This is a genomic window from Acinetobacter sp. YH12142, from assembly GCF_013418435.1.
In the GTDB taxonomy this organism is placed as follows: domain Bacteria; phylum Pseudomonadota; class Gammaproteobacteria; order Pseudomonadales; family Moraxellaceae; genus Acinetobacter; species Acinetobacter amyesii.
This window is the reverse complement of the sequence record NZ_VPCB01000015.1, coordinates 35309-53237: the sequence shown is the minus strand read 5'-3', so window position 1 is coordinate 53237 and position 17929 is coordinate 35309. Positions and strand designations below refer to the sequence as shown.

Sequence of the window (17929 nt, the reverse complement as noted above, 5' to 3'; positions counted from 1 at the left end):
ATTCATTATTTGCATAAAAAACGCAGCCTAAGCTGCATTTTTTTATATTCAAATTTTGACTTCTCTTAGAAGCGCCAGTTATAGAATAAGTCAATTGCACGCTCTAAAGACTGACTCGCTTCCAAGTACAAACGTTGATTCATTTGATAACGTAAGGTCAATTTATTCACAGGTGTAAATACTCCGACGCCATAACGAATGAATAAGTCAGGTGTGATATAACCCGTCACAGAAACCTGAGTATCATCCCCTGTTCCTTGAGCATCCAATGCCAAACCACTCAGACCAAATGTACGACCAATTTGATTGGTCAATGCACGTGTACCACCCAAGCCCATACTAATACCCGCTGCAGCAATCGTATTGTTCACATCAGAACGGAAACCTTCCGCCTGACTTAAACCTGAACTTCCTTCATTAATACGACCTGTAATTAAGGCATTTAAGGCTTCTTGTTCAGACAGACCTGCATCGTTATACACCTGAATTGCAGGACTTGATGCTGTACCCGTCACACGAACACCAACGGTACTGCCTTGTACGGCTTTATTGGCATCAATATCTAAAGTTGGGTTCGCCAATGGTCCATTGAAACGGGCAATCGCACGGTTCAAGTCCAGACTTTGACCATAAGCTTCGATTTTCACACGCTGAGAAACACCGATTGCACCATTGGCACGCATTGCTGTTTCTAAACCACGTTGTGTCAAATTCAAACGACCAATCAACGGAATTCGACTATCAAAACCTTGGAAAATCACTTGATTACCAATGTTCACCTGTACATCTGCGCGAATATCCCAAGGACGTGCCGATTTTAAGATTTCAAGTTGGTTATCACCTTCATGCACCACACGTACATCTGAAGATACCCCAACCACGGTTGCAGAAGATTCTGGCATCGAAATCAATGCACGTGGCACATCAATTTTACCTTTTAAGGTTAATTTCTTACTGAAAGGCAGCACATCTAAAGATAAATCAGGCTTTACAACAGCGGTGATCAATGGCGCTTGACGGACCAACATTTCATTACCCGTTAAATTCAACTGGATACGTGGATCATTTTTCCAGTCAATATTTCCGGTTAATTTGCCCACACCACGACCACTGTTAAATGCACCATCAATCGTAGCGTGGTTTTGACGTACAGCAGAATACAACTGAATATTGGTCAAGTTTACAGGCAATGAAATCATGCTAATCGAGCCATTTTTCACTCGAATCTCACCATCCATTAAAGGCTGAGACAATGTTCCGCTAATTTTTGCCGCATAAGACAACGTACCGCCCATTGAACGGACATCTTGTATAAATGGTTTTAAGATTTTCAATTGAACTTGGTTAAAGGCCACTTCACCACGGATCGGTTTGTTGGCTTTATACGGGTCAATAATAATATTGGCATAACCTGTACCAATATCTGGAGCTTTGGTATCAAGTCGAATTTGTAGCCCTTCAGCGACACTTTTCGCAATCAAACCTACTTCATCATATTTTAAAGTAGATGCTAAATACTGTGGGTCTTCCGCTGCTAAACCGAGTAAACCGTCACGAGTCACTAAACGTGCATCAATTTTAGGTTTTGCACCTTTCGCCCAAGACGCTTTCGCATAACCATTCACTTTACCCGTGATCGCCAGGCCTTCAGGCATAAATGCTGCAAAATCATTTAAGTCTAGGTTCTTTGTCACAAAGGATACATTGCCGCGGTTTTTATTCACACGAATCGGCTGATCAAAACATAATTCACTTTGCTGGCTCATCCAACAATGTGCGCCGACAAATAAGTCAGACTGTGCAGTGTTGTAAATAATCGATGCATTTTGACGCTGCACAAGACGTGTACGCAAGGAGTCAAAGTCGCCTTTTTGAATCTGACCAAGCCAATTATTTTGTGCGTTAAAACCACCAGCTAACTGCACATAAAATTTTGATAATTTATTTTCAGCACTGACTTTTAATAAATGCGCATTACGTGTACCGGCCAGTGAAATTTGACCTTTCACAATCTCACGGTTGTTACTGCGTAAATTATCCATCGTTGCCGTTAATAAACTTGGTGAAGTCGCAGAAGTTGGCAACTCGCCTTGCACCCGTATTTTTTTCACACTGAATAAATTATTAAAAGCGAAGTCATCTATTGCGATATTGGCAGATGCTTGCAGTCGTGGTTGTGCTTGAACATTTAAGTAGCCATAAGCACGTCCACGTAGGCCTGCATAAATTTCATATAATGCCGGTGCATTAATTTTCAATTGTAAATTTTGTGCATTACCTGTGGCTTGAATTTGGTTATTGGCATAAGCCAACAGTAAATTATTCGCTTCAAACTGTTTTGGCATAAAGCCGGATTGATTTGAATTAATCACCATCGCCAAGTTACCTTGACCACGGACAGGTTTGTTATTGATCATACCTGCCAAATTCAGACGTTCAATTTGAATACGTTTTAGCGTATCTGACCACACACCACTGGTTTTTAAATTTCCAGATAATTCACCCCGTACATTTGAGGCAAAGTAATGCGGCTTAAAATGCACCAGTGATGCATTGATATCCCAACCAATGGCTTTTTGTAGTAAAACTTGTCCATTGGCAGAAATTTTACCTGCCACGCCATCATGACGTAGCTCGGCTATTTTAATTAATTCAGGTGTACCCGATACTTTGAAAATCAAACTGCCTTTACTTGCGGCAACTTGGCTTGCATTGAGGCCACCATTATAATTCACAGCAAAAGCTTTAAAGCCTCCACCTTGTTTCTCATCATGGAAAGTCAGCGCAGCAGTAGATTTACCTGTTAAATGAACCGTTTCATTTTGCTGTGCTAGTCGGCCTAACAAATCAATATTATTCAGCTGAATAATCTGTTGATTTGGTTTTGCATAACCATTGGCTTTTAATGACCCTGTAATTTGATCGACAGGCGCAGCAGCTACGATGGTTTGCGGATTGAACTGCTGTGCTTGTACATTGGCTTGCCATTTCAGCATACGTTTTTGATCAGGCAATTCTACAACTGCATTACCTTTGAGCTGACCTTTGTCGGCCACATAACTAAAGGCAGGGACATTGAGATTGTTATTTTTCAGATTCAGTTTGGCTTGATATTGTCCAGCAGGCAGAGCACCTTTTTCATGTCTTGACACGGTGGTCGCCACGTTGATGTTCTGCTGACCTTCTGTAAGCGCCAATTGCACATTGCCCGAATCACTACTCAACCATCCAACATATGGCACTGCACGGTCTATATTTTTCCAAGACACATCCATCAGCATCGGCTGAGCTTTATTATTTTTGGCAGGCGCTTGATCGAGTTTTAAATTCCAAGTTTCATATTGGTCAAAATCCACCAACGCCGTCAAGTGCATACCTTTTTCAAGGGTCCCTTTGGACGCAATCTTACTGTTTAAATTTACAGGTAGAAAATCTTGAACCACTTGCGGGATCAGCTTATGTTTTGGATTAATTTTATCCAAACGACCACTTACATCCCAAGTGACCTGATCTTTCCAACTCACCACGCCACCCAAATTGACAGCACCGCCCATCACTTGACCATTTAGGTTAGAAATATCAAGTTGGTTGACCAAGTCCGTACTCATGAGCGCAGTATATTTACCCTCAGGAATATTGGCCCCGCTCAGGTCCGTGTCTAAATCTAAATTGAGACGCTGAATATCCCCTTTGAATTTTGCCAGCCCATTTTTAGCAAAGAGCTTTTGCTCAGTCAGTAAAGGTAAATGATAGTTTTTAAATTTAAGCGCACCAAACATCGGGACATGTGGACGCATTGGATGGACCACTGCCCATCCTGTTAAAAGATCAGGCGTATGAGTTGCCACACCGGCTTGAATCGTATCAAGAGATCCTTTAGCCACCACTTGAATATCATGAATTTTCAGGCTTTCACGTAATGAAGGTAAATTAACAATCCCCACAGCATTTAGCGGATACTTGCCTTCAAATTTCATATTCCCCGAGGCTTGGCGCACGGACAAATACCCCATATCCATACGGGTATCTTCGAATTTTAATTCCGTCCCTGACCAAAGCGCTTCATTTAATTCAATATCATAAAAATCCACACCTGAACTATGGGTTTTAATCAACATATGATCTAAATCTGCATGATCGACACGAAGTACGAACGGCAAACGGATTTCACTAAATACAAAAGGTTTATCGCTAGGTGGGGTCTTGGTAATAATTTGCAGATTTTTAACATCTGCCTTATTTAAATGAATTTCTTTATTAATAATGGCGCGCCAACCGAGTGTAATATCGGCACGGTCAATTTTTACATCGACAGGTTTTAGCGTAACGAGGACATTTCGTAGAATAATGCCCCGCCACAGGTTACCACCTTCATATTCATAGTGAATGATTTGCTGACGTTCCAGAACACGGTCAAGTAAAAACTTACTACCTTTGTCTGTAGAGAACATGACCGCCAATGCAGCCACCAAAAAGATAAGCACGAACACGAAGGTCAAAATGACACTTCGAAGAATACGACGCTTCTTCGGCAGTTGCTCTACCGGCGTTTCGTTTTCTGGTTCTTGCTGTTCTTGTTCAGTCATAAAAAACACATCACCTAAAAATTATAATTGTGAACCAATAAAGAAATGTAAACGAATTGGTTTGCTGTCGTCAGAAAGTCCGGTAGCGACATCTAAACGAATTGGGCCAATTGGCGATGCCCAACGTATCCCCACACCTGCGCTATATGCAGTCGGTGTATTAAAGTCTTTATCGTACGCATTACCAAAGTCACTAAAGACCGCAGCACGCCAGCCTTCTTTAAATTGGTAGTTGTATTCTAATGAACCCGTTGCCAAGACTTGACCACCAATTTTATAGCCATTTTCTTCGGCCGCTAAACTCTTATAGTCAAAGCCGCGAATGGTTTGGTCACCACCGGTAAAGTAGCGTAAGTTATAAGGAACTTTATCAAAGTTCTCTGTCAGAATATAACCTAAATCACTGCGCCCAACGACTTGGTGATTATCATTTTCACCCAACGAATAAATAAAGCGCCAGCCCGCATTCAAGATCGCCATATCAGCATCTGAAAGTAAGCTTTCACTTCCGACTTCAACTTTATAGGTTTGCTTGATCCCTTTACTCGGATTCACACGTTTATCAGAGTCGGTTCGAGAAATTTCATAGCCAAACATCAAGGACTGTTGTTCATTGTTGGTATTCACCAAGAATGCATCTGGAATGTCATCACTAGGATTAAGTCCGTCATCAGTAATACGGTCCAAACGATAACGTAAACCAAAGGTATGCTGCCAACTACCACGGGGGTTTTTAATAATCCGGTCCACACCCGCTACAGCAGATTCAATGGAAAGATTAACACCTTGACCGACATCATCACGTTCTTCACGTTCATAACCACCGACTAAGCTGACATAGTCATTTAATGGGTGGTTATATGGAATGTTATAGCGTCCATCAATCGATTGACGGATTTTGGATACTTCCATGTTGGCGTCAAAAGAATGACCACGTTTATTCACGATGGCACGGCGATACTGGCCACGAACACGTGTGCCTGTATCAGTACCAAAACCTGCACCAATTTCTGCACTATTCAGCTTGTCTGCATTCAGTGTCACGATCACAGGGACTTTTTTATCTTCGCGTGCTTGCGCTTTTAAGCGATCTTGTTCTGCTTGTTTAGCATCTTGCGTATCTTGCAAACTGCGTAATTTAGAGGATTGCTCTGCATCATTCACCCCCGCAAATTGGTCTTCATCAACCACTTTTTGCGTGACTTCTTTATTCGACATCACTTCAGTTTTATCTTTCACCACTTGTGAACTTTCAGACAACTGATTTTGATCAACCAAGGTCTGAATATCTGGTGGCAGTTCAAGCGGCTTTTCAATCGGGTCTGGTCGAATCGCATCAACCAAGGTGTAGTTAAAATAGCGCGAGTTCGTCAGGTTATTGGCCAAACCATTCACACGCCAGAAAGTATAGTCAGCACCGTCTTTCCACGTCACCAAGCTTTCTAAAATATCGCGATCCAATGGAAACTCTGCATTCGGATCACTCATTCTAAATTCGACTTCGCCCAGCTTATAACGCTCGCCCGTTTCAAAGCGCAAATTGATATCGGCTGTATTTTGTGGTTGAGCCACTCTTACATCGTGCAAACGCCAGTACGAGTCGAAATAACCGTTATTAGTTGCTGCATCATTAATTCGGCCTTTCGTCGTTTCGTATTTACCATGATTAAGAATGTCACCTTCTTCCTGATCTGGTAATACACCAATCACCTGAAACTGAGCTTGGTTCGCCCCAGCCCCAGAAAATTCAACATTCTGTTTTTCAATTTGCACAGGCGTATTTGGTGTAACCAATACACGAACTTTGCTGTCAGACACTTTTTCAAATTTGAATTCAGATTGATAGAAACCCACGGCTTGCGCGGCTTGATTGGACAAGCTACGTAATTGAGGCAAAGCTGATGGAAAATCACTAAAGGATTCTTGAGTAAAACTTGAAAGCTTGCCTTTAATATTGGCTTTGAGATCTTCCAGTGCCGCACCGTAGGCTTTACTCGACGTTTGACTGGTATTATGTGCTGATGTAATTTCAACATCCGCACTAATTCGTGGCACTTTTGCCGTGTTCATCTGACGTGGCGGACGTACTTTATATAATAAGCGCTTGAAAATACCCGGCTCTGCATCATCCTCAACTGTTGGGTTATGCAGCTCTTGCAGAGTATTGGCATTTTCATTTCGTGTCGCGGTAATTTCATTATCCGAACGAATTTCACCCATGAGCTGATCAATATTGACTGGCGCTTGGTTAATTTCCGTTAACTCTTTTTGGGTAATATCTGCAACAGCAACTTCTGTTTGCTGTGTTGCACGGTACTCCTGCGCTTGACGTTTGGCTTCTTCAGCAACTTGGAAGATTTCATTCGCCATGTTTTGATCAACAGGTGTCACGGGTAAGTTTTCTAAATCTTCAAACTCAATGGGTTTAAATTCTTGTAGTTGAGTTCCTGCTTGCTGCTGTTCTTGCAGCATTTTCATGCTATCAACAGATTCTTCTGGTTCATTTATATTTTCAATTTTTTCAATTGCTTCAGGCGTCGATAGCCCTTGCTTTACAGCCTCATCCTTGATTTCAGCAACAATCTCTGCTTTTGTATCGGTAGATGTTGGAACCGTTTCTGCGGGAGTTTGGGCGAAACTATGCTGAGCACACAAGGTCAAAAAGATGCTCATATATAGACTTTTATTGCTATGATGCTGTCGTATGCAGTGAGCCATACTGTGATGAAGCATTGTTTTTTTAAACTTGATTTTTGCAGGCATAGCAAACTCTAACAAATTTCATTATGTAATGGACTTAGTCAATCAGATGTAGAGCTAAAGATCTTATATCTATTGGTTTTTCGCCATCTCCAAACTCAAAAACATATTACATGATTTTTTTAGAGATTTTACCAATCACTCACATTTCTTAATAAAACTTAATGTAGCAAGACGCTTATGAATAACAACGAACATCTGCTAGGTACACGCCGTTTCCTGCCTATGTTTTTGACCCAATTTTTTGGGGCGCTCAATGACAATGTCTATAAACAGGCTTTATTGTTGGTCATCACCTATGGATTAATCCAACAACAGGCATTACCCATAAGCACGCTAAACAATCTGGCTGCATTATTGTTTATTTTACCCTACTTTATTTTTTCAGCGACAGCAGGACAGATCGCAGATAAGTTTGAACGTTCACAACTTATCCGTGGCATCAAAATTTTAGAAATTATCATCATGATCATCGGCAGTATTGGCTTTCTGACCGGTCATTTATGGTTATTGTTGCTAGCTTTATTTTTGATGGGGACCCATTCGACATTTTTTGGTCCAATCAAATATGCAATTTTGCCTGAAATTTTAAAGCCCAATGAGCTGATGTCAGGCAATGCGCTCTTCCAATCGGCAACATCCATGGCAATTTTATTCGGGATGATTTTGGGTGGTGCCGTGATTGCTTCATCTCAAGGCAATTTAATGTGGATCAGCCTGACAGTAATGACCATCGCCATTTTAGGTTATATCACCAGTCGTTTTATTCTTAAGCAAAATGTCACTACACCTGATTTAAAAATCGATTGGAACTTTTTCCGTACCAGTTACCAAACGATGAAATATGCCAAAAGTTTGCCGCTGATTTTTACCATTTTATTGGGGAACTCGTGGTATTGGTTTTATGGTGCAACCTACCTCACCCAAATTCCACAAATGACCCAGCAAAACCTACATGCCTCCGAAAATGTCGTTAGCCTACTATTAACCTTTTTCTCTGTGGGTGTGGGCGTGGGTTCATTGCTTTGTCGTAAATTGGGCGGAACTCAAGTTAATATTAAGATGGTTCCCATCGGTGCTGTAGGTTTAACGGTATTTGCACTGTATTTAGCATTTAGTTTAACGCTTGTCCCGACTCAAACTGGCCCACTTATTACCCTTTCAGAAGTTTTTCATCAAGGTTGGGGCTATTACCATGTCATGATTGCCGTGACTTTATTGGGTATTAGTGGTGGTTTTTACATCGTTCCGCTCTATGCAATGATGCAAGCTTACTCTCCACGCTCACATCGTGCGCGAGTCGTTGCCGCAAACAACATTTTAAATGCGGTATTTATGGTATCTTCTGCTATATTTTCAATTATCATTCTGAGTGTTTTAAAGATTGATATTAAAATACTTTTTTGTATAACTGCAGTGCTCAGTGCAATCTTTTGTATTTGGCTGCTATTACGCATCAAACCTTTGCTTAAAACTACGCAAGTCTCTCTGGAGGATTAATCCATGCGTCAATTTACAGGTGTCGACAAACTTATTCACTCATTTGATCAGGCCTTACGTAGTTTGGTACCAGGAGCAACGGCTGCACACCGTGAAAATCCGTCTGTTGCTGAAAAGACTCAACTTGCAGTCAGCGAAGCACGTCATGTTGCAGGTTTAATGCGTGTTAATCACAGCGGTGAGGTCTGCGCTCAAGCCTTATATCATGGACAAGCAATGACCGCGAAACTGCCTAATGTACGCCGCGAAATGGAACAAGCAGCGATTGAAGAACAAGACCATCTAGCATGGTGTGAAGACCGCTTAAAAGAATTAGACAGCCATACTAGCCTGCTCAACCCAGTTTGGTACGGCCTTTCTTTTGGGATGGGTGCATTGGCAGGTATTGCCGGTGATAAATACAGCCTAGGTTTTGTCGCTGAAACTGAACGTCAGGTGAGTCTGCATTTAGAAGACCATATTCGACAATTGCCAGAGCAAGACGAACGTTCACGTAAAATCTTAGTGCAAATGAATGAAGATGAACTTCATCACCGTGATACAGCACTCAATGCAGGTGGTGTAGACCTTCCTGTTCCAGTTCGTATTGCCATGACTGGTATTTCTAAGCTGATGACCAAAACCAGTTATTACATTTAATGATTTTCTAATGATTGTCGCTAAGTTTTATAAATAGTGAACAAAAAGCCTGCAATGATGCAGGCTTTTTCATAAGTAATGTTTTGACTCTAATACAATAATTCCTTCGCCATCAAAACAGTTTATAGGCTGCCATCGACTTGGTGTAAACCAATCAAAATTCAAACTATAACGTTGTGCAGTGGACGGATAACCAGCTCCACCTAACTCAAGCAGCCATCCAGCCGGACAAATTTCCTTTTGGTTATTAATCACAACAGTATGATCATGTGCCAATTCCAGCAATAAATGGCGATGCAGCTCAAATGCAATAACATCAAATCCAGCTATTTGAATCGGCTGTGGAAAACGAGCCGAAGTCAGACCTTGACGAATATCAGTCATCTGTTCCAGAGTATAGTCGGTTTCAAATGATCGGTTAATCCACGTGCCTTCAGGCAGTACAACCTCTCCAAAGTTTAAGGGTTCCTGCAACTGTATATGAATTTTCTTTTGATGCTGCCACTCTGCATAGTCAGAACGAAGACCTGAAATCACGAACAATCCCAGCGTTACTGCAACAAATAAAGGGAAAAACAATACGCCAGATAAACCAATTTTAAGTACCGCATTTACTTTATATGGTCGATTTTTTTGCTTTTTATACCAATTATTCCAACTCAACCAAATCGCAATGACAATAAATAGCACCAAAATCGCAAAGCAAATAATAAGGAAACCTCCCGCACCCGCACCATAACCTAAGCCCATATTGCGCTCACTAAATATCCCTTTAAATCTTTTGATTATGTTTTGACGATTTTATCAGATCAGCCACGTTCACTTTATCAATGTTGATGATGCTTACGCCACCACTTCAACACCGTATAGAGCACACGGAAGAATACGATACATAAAATAACGGCAATAACGATGTAAATATCTTGATGATAAGACAACATTTTCGCCCAAAACAGATGTAAATAATGACTCATTTGAAAGCCAATCGTAGCGACCAACATCGCCCAAATAAAACAGGCGACCAAATTAATCAGCACATATTTCCAAACAGGATAAGCACGCACACCTACAACAATAGGTAAAATGGTTCTAAAGCCCCAAGCAAAGCGCATAAATAAAATGGTCAAAATAGGATAACGTTCAATAAACTGGCTCGCACGATCGAATTTTTGTGCAAATTCTGCATTCGACTGGATAAGTTTTTGCCCATAGCGAGCGCCCATTTGATAATAAAACTGATCGCCAATAAAACTGCCCAACATCGCCACCGCAATCAACATTGGAAAATGAAGTATGTGTTGATGGATGGCATAGGCGCCAATCATCAGCACTGTTTCTCCTTCAAACTATGTGCCAATAAAAATCGCAATATAGCCATAGTGCTGAATCAGATCCGTCCAGTTCATATCATTATTTTGAAGCTAAAAAGATAATGTAATCCTGCGACAGCCTATACGCTAGCGCATACCATGACAGGATTTGAATATTTTTGTTATTGTCTACTTGGGATATTTAGGGACATTTGAAATATACGTCATGAGTTTTGAAAGCATTCCGTTTCATTCACTCAATCCACTAAAACTTTTTGACAACTCACCATAGGAAATTGATGTGCTGGATGTTCAAACATCTCATTTTTCCAAATGTCGAACATTGGAATTTTAACATCGAGTGCTAATGGCAGTTTTTTCGGATTAAATTGCATGTGCGCTAAGCCTTCGCCCCACGCGATCAGATCTAGATCCAAAGCGATATTATGAGACGGACGAACACGACCTGAGTCTGCTTCCATTTTTTTCAGTAAGGTGCTGATTTCATCTACAGATAAACTGCTTTTCACCAAACAAGCTGCATTCCAATAATCCGCCCCAATGCCATCACGACAAGGAATCACATAAATTTTGGAAAATTCAGCATGACCCAAAGCCTGAATTTGACGTAAAGCCAGTTGAAAATGCGGTTTGGGATTGAAATTACTCGCCAGAGCTAGGGCGAAAATCGTTTCGGTGGCGTTCAAGACGAATTCCTACAGAATTGGCTTGCGCGATAATGGCAGGCTTCCGGATGGTAATCATAATAGATTCAATACTGTCATAGGTAGCGAAAAGTGCATCAATCACCAGTTTTGCTGCATGTTCGATCAATTTAGGTTGAGCAGTTTGAATGACTTTGGCTGATATTTCGCAAATTTCAGCATAATTCAAGGTATCTTCAAGCTCATCTGACTGAGCCGCCTGCGCTAAACTGGTTTGAATATTGAGGTCGAGCATCAAAGGCTGAATAATCTGACGCTCCCAATTGAAACAGCCGATGACGGTCTCAACTTTCAAACCTTCAATGATAATTGCGTCCATTCTTACACTCAAATTAAAATCTTAAACATCGATAAAATCCTCCTGTTAAAGAAGGAGGGTTTTATTTATATCTTGCGGCTAAATTATTGCTTCAACAATAAATTAGGGTCCATAGTCTGCACCATTTGAATACGCTGGTCTGCATAAATATCAGTATATGGCGCAAGGATGCGCATAAAGCGGTCAAAGTACAACATTTGTTTGAATAATAAAGCGAAGTCACGTGGGAAGCGAATACCATGACGCTCTCCGACTTGTACCATATCCATCATGATGTCATTCAAATCGGCAGGATTTGAGGTTAATAATTCCTGTGGATCAGCCAAAAGCACACCGCTAAATAAACGCTCTAAATCGGCAGCTAAGACTTGTGTGTCAATTTTGACAGCCGTCATGCCCATTTTCAGCATGTTTTCAGCCATCAAGTTGTAGTCAGTTTTTTGTAGGGCATCCATAAACGCAATACATGCTGTCCACACTTCAGGTTTCAACTGGCCCACGATACCAAAATCGATGAAGCCTACTCGACCATCTTCTAGCAGCATCAGGTTGCCTGCATGTAAGTCTGCATGGAAACTGTTACATAACATCAAGCTGCCAAACCATGTATTCATCGCTGTCACCAAAACTTGCGATGGATCTTTAGCGACTTTCTTGACCACGTCAAAATCGGTCAATGGCACGCCGTATAAACGTTCCATGGTTAAGACACGACGTGTTGAATATTGGTGATAAACCTTTGGTGCTGTTGCGGCTTTGTTTTGAGTTACGTTCAGATAATTCACAAAGTCGTCAAGATTTTGAGCTTCTTCAATAAAGTCCACCTCACGTACCATGCGAACTTTAATTTCTTCAACGATATCTGCAAGTGAAGCAAATTTGACTTTGGGTACAGCTTTTTCGACCAGTTTAGTAGCCCAATGTAAGACGTTTAAATCTGTATAGAGAATCGTCTCGACACCCGGTTTTTGCACCTTAATAACAACATTTTCACCAGTGACCAATTTAGCGGCATGCACCTGTGCAATCGATGCAGAAGCCAAAGGCTTTTCATCAATTGAAGCAAATATTTCATCTAAATTACGACCAGCAAATTCTGAAGCCAATACCTGCTGCACATAACTAAACGGCAATGACGGTGTCTGATCTAAACAGCCTTGGAACTCTTCGACATATTCACGCGGAAATAAAGAAGGTGTACTGGCAATAAATTGACCCAATTTAATATAGGTTGAACCTAGTGATTCAAAAGTTTCACGCATTAATTTTGCGTTACTTGGTTTTTCAGTTGCATATTTAAAGCCGGCTTTTGCCGCAACGACAGCGGTCTCACCCATGCGGGCAACCGAGCGAATTCCATCTAACCAGATATTGTTTTTCATAATGTCTTAGAAAAAAATAATTAACGTGAGTGTAGCAAAAAAATAAGGGCTTGCTGCTTTATCTTGCCTGACAGATTGGACAATCGGGATCTATTTCAAAAGCGAGAATTTTTTGTTTCATTGACAGACCATCCCACAACAAAAGTTTTTGTTTCAATACTGTCTTTCCTAAACCCAAATAAAGCAAAGCATGATGAGCTTGCAAACTTGCCATAACATTTGGTGTGGTTGCAAGCACACCCGAGTCTGCACAGCGCAAACTTTCATTGGCATGCTGTTCTTTTGGAAATAGACATTCATAACATGCCGCGTTTCCTTCGACCATAAACAGTTGCCCTTGGAAACCAATCGCTGAAGCACTAATCAGCGCCACATTATTTTCTACGCAGCTTGCATTGACCAAATAACGCGTGCTGAAATTATCACAACCGTCGAGAACCAAATCTTGCTGTGAAATCAATGCCTTTGCATTGCTTTCATCTAATTTTGAGGTATAGCTTTGCACACGGATATACGGGTTAATCGTTTGTAAACGTTTAGCCAAAATTTCAGCTTTATAAAAACCTACATCGTGTTCGATATACGCGATTTGTCGTTGCAAATTACTGATTTCAATGCGATCTGCATCGATCAAAGTGATTTGGCCAACGCCTGCACGTGCCAATAATTCGGCTGTAGTACAACCAATTCCACCACACCCTACGATGAGTACATTGGCAAGTTTTAGCTTCTCTTGCGCATCGATGTCCCAACCATCAAGCAATATTTGACGGCTGTATAGATGCATTTCATCATCACTTAATTCCATGTCTGAATCTAGATCGAGCTGTGCATCCATGTTCTGCTATCTCATTTAAAACATAAAACCGAGGCCATTATAACGAGCAATCCAAAGATAAGGACGAAAATAAATATTCAATTTTGCTATGAAAATTTAGGCATTCACATTTTAAACAAAGCCTGAATACTTTGTTCAATTGCCGTATTTACCTGCTGCATATCGATCTGCTGATTTAAAAATAGTAAATCGACGAAAGGCTTCGAAATGGTTGCACCAAATAACATATCCGCCATGATATCTGCATTTAAGTTCAATACAAATTGGGCACTTGGAATATGACTCACAGTATGAATCAAATGATCTCGGCTTTTGGCGATACCTTTTTCATAAAAAGTATCACTTATTCCATCAACACCAACACGCTCTGCGATCGCCAGTCGGCACAACTTAATATGCCGCTCGGACAGGACATGCTCAGCGATTTTCTTCAACTGATTCTGCAAGGCCAACACACGATCTAAACTATTGGCATCAAAAGCATCTTCAGTCCAGATATAGGACGACTCAACCAATGAAATAAGCAGTTCACGTTTATCAGAAAAATACACATATAGCGTTTTTTTAGACATACCTGCTGCGGTCGCAATTTCAGACATGGTGACATTTTCAAAGCCCTTCTCACCAAAGAGTTGTTCTGCAATAGAAAAGATTTCTGCACGCCGCTGTTCTGCCGACATGACCAAAGGACGGCCTAGTTTTGCCAATGCTGCTCTCCTTAACTTAGGGAACCAATAGGTTTCATAATGCGCCGCTTTTCACAAGATCCGACCACATTATGACAGCATCAAATACACGTGCAATGCTCATACTCATTGCATTACTCGCAACCATCGGCCCGATAGGTATTGATATGTACCTACCAAGCATTCCCGCTATGGCAACATCTTTAGGGAGTAGCGAAGGTGCGATCCAACTGAGTTTGATGACATTTTTTGTGGGTTTAATGCTTGGCCAGCTGATGTATGACCCACTCTCGGATAAATTTGGCCGTAAGCCGCTTATTTACTTAGGTTTAGGAATTTATATTTTAGGCTCAATCGGCTGCGCATTTGCACAAAGCGTTGAACAATTACAATGGATTCGGTTTATTCAAGGTTTAGGTGGTTCAATTGGGATGGTGATTGCGTTTGCCATCATCAAAGATCAGTTTCAAGGCCCCGCAATGGGCAAAATGATGTCAATGGTTTTGGCGATATTAGGCCTTTCATTGGTGGCTGCACCTCTAATTGGTGATGGCTTGCAGGCTTTAGGTTCATGGCGAAATATTTTTATTTTTTTAGCCGTATATGCCGCGATTGTATTGGCAGCCGTTGCAATGCTACTCCCTGAAACACGTCAAGTGGAAATGCGCCAACAATTCAAGCTTTCACAAACCATCAAATTATATGGGCAAATTATCAGGGATCGTAAGTTCATCATTTACTCACTGACACTGTGTATTGCGCAAGCTGGCTTCTTTGCTTATATCGCTGGTTCAGCCAGTGTATTTATCAGTGAGTATCAGCTAAGTTCTACCCAATTTAGCCTGCTCTTTGCATTCAATGCATTTGGTTTAATTGCTGCTGCAATCTTTAACCCCAAAGTGCATGAAAAATTTGGACCACTGAATGCCTATAAAATCATGAACAGCAGTTTCTTACTCATCATGGCTATACTGCTCCTTGCGATATGCTTAGGCTATTCAAATCTAATATTCTTCTGTAGCGCACTATTTATTGCCGTTGCACTATTAGGTTTCATTATGCCTACCGGCAGCCAGTTGGCTCTTATGTTTCAGCATAAAAATGCTGGCACAGCATCTGCATTATTAGGTGCTTTACAATTTGGCTTTGGTGCGATCATTACAACTTTAACCGGTAAATTTAGTAATTTTGGCAGCTTAGGTTTAGTCACAATCATGTTTGCTTGTGCACTTATTTCTGCACTGCTTTGCCTCATGAGCTTTCCAAAACATTTACCGATGTCTCAGCATTAAAATTGCCAAATCAAAAATAATTATTATCCAACTTCAGATAAGCAAATCGAAAAAAGGCTGCATGTACGCAGCCTTTCCTTTAATCCATCTCAGCCTAAACTTAACTGACCTTTTGCATTAATTGCGCTTTGGCCACTTCTTGTTGTTTCAACAGATTACGTTGGATTTTTCCACTCGATGTTTTAGGCAACCCATCTACAAATTCAATTTCTTTTGGATAAGCATGCTTGGATAAACGAGATCGCACATAGGCTTGTAGCTTATCCATGAGTTCTGAACTTGCTTGATATTGTGGTTTCAATACCACAAAAGCTTTGACCAATTCTGTACGCTCAGGATCAGGCTTACCGACAACTGCCGATTCTAAAACCTCTTCGCACTCTAATAATGTGCTTTCCACATCGAAAGGTCCTACACGATAGCCTGACGTTGTAATGACATCGTCAGCACGACCCACAAAATCAATGCCGCCTTCTTCGTTTAAACGAACGGTATCACCGGTTAAATAGTAGTTCCCGACAAAGGCTTTACGGTTATTGCCACCATAGCCTGTGAACCACATCAGTGGAGATTGCGACCAATCTAATGCCAATGTTCCAATGCCACCACGTTCAATTTCTTGATAGTCTTTATTAAGCACCGCGAAACGATGGCCCGGTATAGCAAAACCGGCTGAACCCACTTTTTTGTAGTGTTCTAAAGCATGATGATTTGCAATCACCATTCCAAGTTCCGTTTGTCCATATTGGTCATAAATATTGACGTTTAAGTCGTGATTAAACCATTGAATCACTTCAGGCGTTAGCGGCTCACCTGCGCTACTCACAACCCGTAAATGTGATTTTATGGATGCGTCAAATTTTTCTTTGAAGCCAAAGAACATACGAAAAGCCGTTGGTGAACCAGTCAAATTACTGACTTTATATTTTTTGATGACTTGAAGTGCATGATCAACACTAAAAGCCCGTTCATCCATAATAATGCTGTGTCCTAAACTTAATGGCCCTGCAATTCCATAGTACAAACCATAAGCCCAACCCGGATCTGCCAAATTCCAAAATGAATCTTCATCACGCAAATCAACCGCATGTGTCATATACCCTTTAAATGCCAATAACGCTTTGTGTGGCACAGGTACAGACTTGGCTAAACCGGTCGTTCCCGATGTAAACATCATTAAAAATTCATCGTCAAATGAACGGGGAACTGAGTTAAATGTGGCGTCATGCAATTGCAACTCTGACCAAAAGTCAGGATCTGTTTGAATTGCTTGATCGGCATGTACGTTTAAAATATGCGGTAAATCAATGTGATTAAGTTTTGATCGTTGCTCAGTGTTGGTTACAATCAGCTTTGTTCCCGCAGTTTGCACCCGATGCTCAATCGCTTTGGACTCAAATGCCGTAAACAAAGGCTGATAAATTGCCCCTATACGCCATGTTGCCAAAATAGTAATCAATAACTCTGCAGTACGGGGTAATAGACCTGCAATGCAATCACCTGCTTTTAGCCCAATGCGCTGATAATAATTCGCCAATTGTGCCGAAGCTAAATCTAATTGCTCAAAAGTCCATTGTTCAGATTCACCATTTTTACCTTCCCAGATCAGTGCAGTTCGATTTTGCCCAACATAGCGCCCACAACATTCATCATAAGCATTGATTGAACTTGGCGTACCGACCAATTGTTCTGCAACCATTTTTTCAAAATTAAAATCACGATATGCTTGTTCTAGTGTCTTCATGACGACAATTCCTATCCTGTTCTCTATGATTCAAAGTGCAAGACTTTGAGGTTTATTGATCTTGTTGTTGTACCGCTGCGTACTAGTGACGATTCCTTTGCCACATCCGCTTTTACTGCTTTTCTATACACCGATTGCAATGTCGGTT

Annotated in this window: 13 protein-coding genes; 3 read left to right on the top strand and 10 right to left on the bottom strand. The window is 41.0% G+C overall.

From position 1 onward, the window contains the following. Positions 1-65: 65 nt before the first annotated feature. Positions 66-4586 carry a translocation/assembly module TamB domain-containing protein gene (locus tag FTU77_RS12090; RefSeq protein ID WP_180055905.1) on the bottom strand — a complete coding sequence of 1507 codons (4521 nt, stop codon included), beginning with the start codon at positions 4584-4586 and terminating at the stop codon, positions 66-68. Positions 4587-4607: 21 nt separating this feature from the next. Then, positions 4608-7349, bottom strand: a complete 2742-nt coding sequence (locus tag FTU77_RS12085; protein ID WP_180040386.1) for an autotransporter assembly complex family protein — start codon at positions 7347-7349, stop codon at positions 4608-4610. A gap of 177 nt (positions 7350-7526) precedes the next feature. On the opposite strand from FTU77_RS12085, the gene FTU77_RS12080 reads away from it, so the two are divergent. Together FTU77_RS12080 and coq7 are read left to right on the top strand one after the other, a co-directional pair. After that, positions 7527-8846 (top strand): MFS transporter, encoded by a 1320-nt coding sequence (locus tag FTU77_RS12080; protein ID WP_180055904.1) that lies wholly within the window; start codon positions 7527-7529, stop codon positions 8844-8846. A 3-nt stretch (positions 8847-8849) separates the two neighbouring features. Beyond that, positions 8850-9485: a 2-polyprenyl-3-methyl-6-methoxy-1,4-benzoquinone monooxygenase gene (gene coq7, locus FTU77_RS12075; protein WP_180055903.1), complete on the top strand. Its 636-nt coding sequence runs from the start codon at positions 8850-8852 to the stop codon at positions 9483-9485. Positions 9486-9554: 69 nt separating this feature from the next. Here the strand turns inward: coq7 and FTU77_RS12070 are convergent, their stop codons facing one another. The 7 genes from FTU77_RS12070 to FTU77_RS12040 all read right to left on the bottom strand — a co-directional run bounded on the left by FTU77_RS12070 (position 9555) and on the right by FTU77_RS12040 (position 14766). Continuing rightward, positions 9555-10235 (bottom strand): hypothetical protein, encoded by a 681-nt coding sequence (locus FTU77_RS12070; protein WP_180055902.1) that lies wholly within the window; start codon positions 10233-10235, stop codon positions 9555-9557. A 77-nt stretch (positions 10236-10312) separates the two neighbouring features. After that, positions 10313-10810: a DedA family protein gene (locus tag FTU77_RS12065; protein WP_180055925.1), complete on the bottom strand. Its 498-nt coding sequence runs from the start codon at positions 10808-10810 to the stop codon at positions 10313-10315. A gap of 242 nt (positions 10811-11052) precedes the next feature. Next, positions 11053-11502 carry a 2-amino-4-hydroxy-6-hydroxymethyldihydropteridine diphosphokinase gene (locus tag FTU77_RS12060; protein WP_111884984.1) on the bottom strand — a complete coding sequence of 150 codons (450 nt, stop codon included), beginning with the start codon at positions 11500-11502 and terminating at the stop codon, positions 11053-11055. Beyond that, positions 11459-11839: a dihydroneopterin aldolase gene (gene folB, locus FTU77_RS12055; RefSeq protein WP_078188558.1), complete on the bottom strand. Its 381-nt coding sequence runs from the start codon at positions 11837-11839 to the stop codon at positions 11459-11461. The genes FTU77_RS12060 and folB overlap by 44 nt, the downstream gene beginning before the upstream one ends. Positions 11840-11922: 83 nt before the next feature. Beyond that, positions 11923-13221: an AarF/ABC1/UbiB kinase family protein gene (locus FTU77_RS12050; protein WP_180040380.1), complete on the bottom strand. Its 1299-nt coding sequence runs from the start codon at positions 13219-13221 to the stop codon at positions 11923-11925. Positions 13222-13279: 58 nt separating this feature from the next. Continuing rightward, on the bottom strand, positions 13280-14059 hold the full coding sequence (locus tag FTU77_RS12045; protein WP_180055901.1) for a HesA/MoeB/ThiF family protein: 780 nt from the start codon (positions 14057-14059) through the stop codon (positions 13280-13282). Positions 14060-14163: 104 nt separating this feature from the next. After that, positions 14164-14766, bottom strand: a complete 603-nt coding sequence (locus FTU77_RS12040; RefSeq protein ID WP_180022024.1) for a TetR/AcrR family transcriptional regulator — start codon at positions 14764-14766, stop codon at positions 14164-14166. Positions 14767-14837: 71 nt separating this feature from the next. Here FTU77_RS12040 and FTU77_RS12035 point away from each other — a divergent pair, with 71 nt between their 5' ends. Further along, positions 14838-16037 (top strand): multidrug effflux MFS transporter, encoded by a 1200-nt coding sequence (locus FTU77_RS12035; protein ID WP_257222239.1) that lies wholly within the window; start codon positions 14838-14840, stop codon positions 16035-16037. Between the two features lie 100 nt (positions 16038-16137). On the opposite strand, the gene FTU77_RS12030 is transcribed toward FTU77_RS12035, so the two are convergent. Continuing rightward, on the bottom strand, positions 16138-17781 hold the full coding sequence (locus tag FTU77_RS12030) for an AMP-binding protein (protein ID WP_180055900.1): 1644 nt from the start codon (positions 17779-17781) through the stop codon (positions 16138-16140). Positions 17782-17929 lie beyond the last annotated feature (148 nt).

Excerpts from the sequence above, each read along its gene's own strand:
- FTU77_RS12090 (WP_180055905.1), bottom strand. The coding sequence starts at position 4,586 with ATGACTGAACAAGAACAGCAAGAACCAGAAAACGAAACGCCGGTAGAG.
- FTU77_RS12085 (WP_180040386.1), bottom strand. The coding sequence starts at position 7,349 with ATGCCTGCAAAAATCAAGTTTAAAAAAACAATGCTTCATCACAGTATG.
- FTU77_RS12080 (WP_180055904.1), top strand. The coding sequence starts at position 7,527 with ATGAATAACAACGAACATCTGCTAGGTACACGCCGTTTCCTGCCTATG.
- coq7 (WP_180055903.1), top strand. The coding sequence starts at position 8,850 with ATGCGTCAATTTACAGGTGTCGACAAACTTATTCACTCATTTGATCAG.
- FTU77_RS12070 (WP_180055902.1), bottom strand. The coding sequence starts at position 10,235 with ATGGGCTTAGGTTATGGTGCGGGTGCGGGAGGTTTCCTTATTATTTGC.
- FTU77_RS12065 (WP_180055925.1), bottom strand. The coding sequence starts at position 10,810 with ATGATTGGCGCCTATGCCATCCATCAACACATACTTCATTTTCCAATG.
- folB (WP_078188558.1), bottom strand. The coding sequence starts at position 11,839 with ATGGACGCAATTATCATTGAAGGTTTGAAAGTTGAGACCGTCATCGGC.
- FTU77_RS12050 (WP_180040380.1), bottom strand. The coding sequence starts at position 13,221 with ATGAAAAACAATATCTGGTTAGATGGAATTCGCTCGGTTGCCCGCATG.
- FTU77_RS12045 (WP_180055901.1), bottom strand. The coding sequence starts at position 14,059 with ATGGATGCACAGCTCGATCTAGATTCAGACATGGAATTAAGTGATGAT.
- FTU77_RS12035 (WP_257222239.1), top strand. The coding sequence starts at position 14,838 with ATGACAGCATCAAATACACGTGCAATGCTCATACTCATTGCATTACTC.
- FTU77_RS12030 (WP_180055900.1), bottom strand. The coding sequence starts at position 17,781 with ATGAAGACACTAGAACAAGCATATCGTGATTTTAATTTTGAAAAAATG.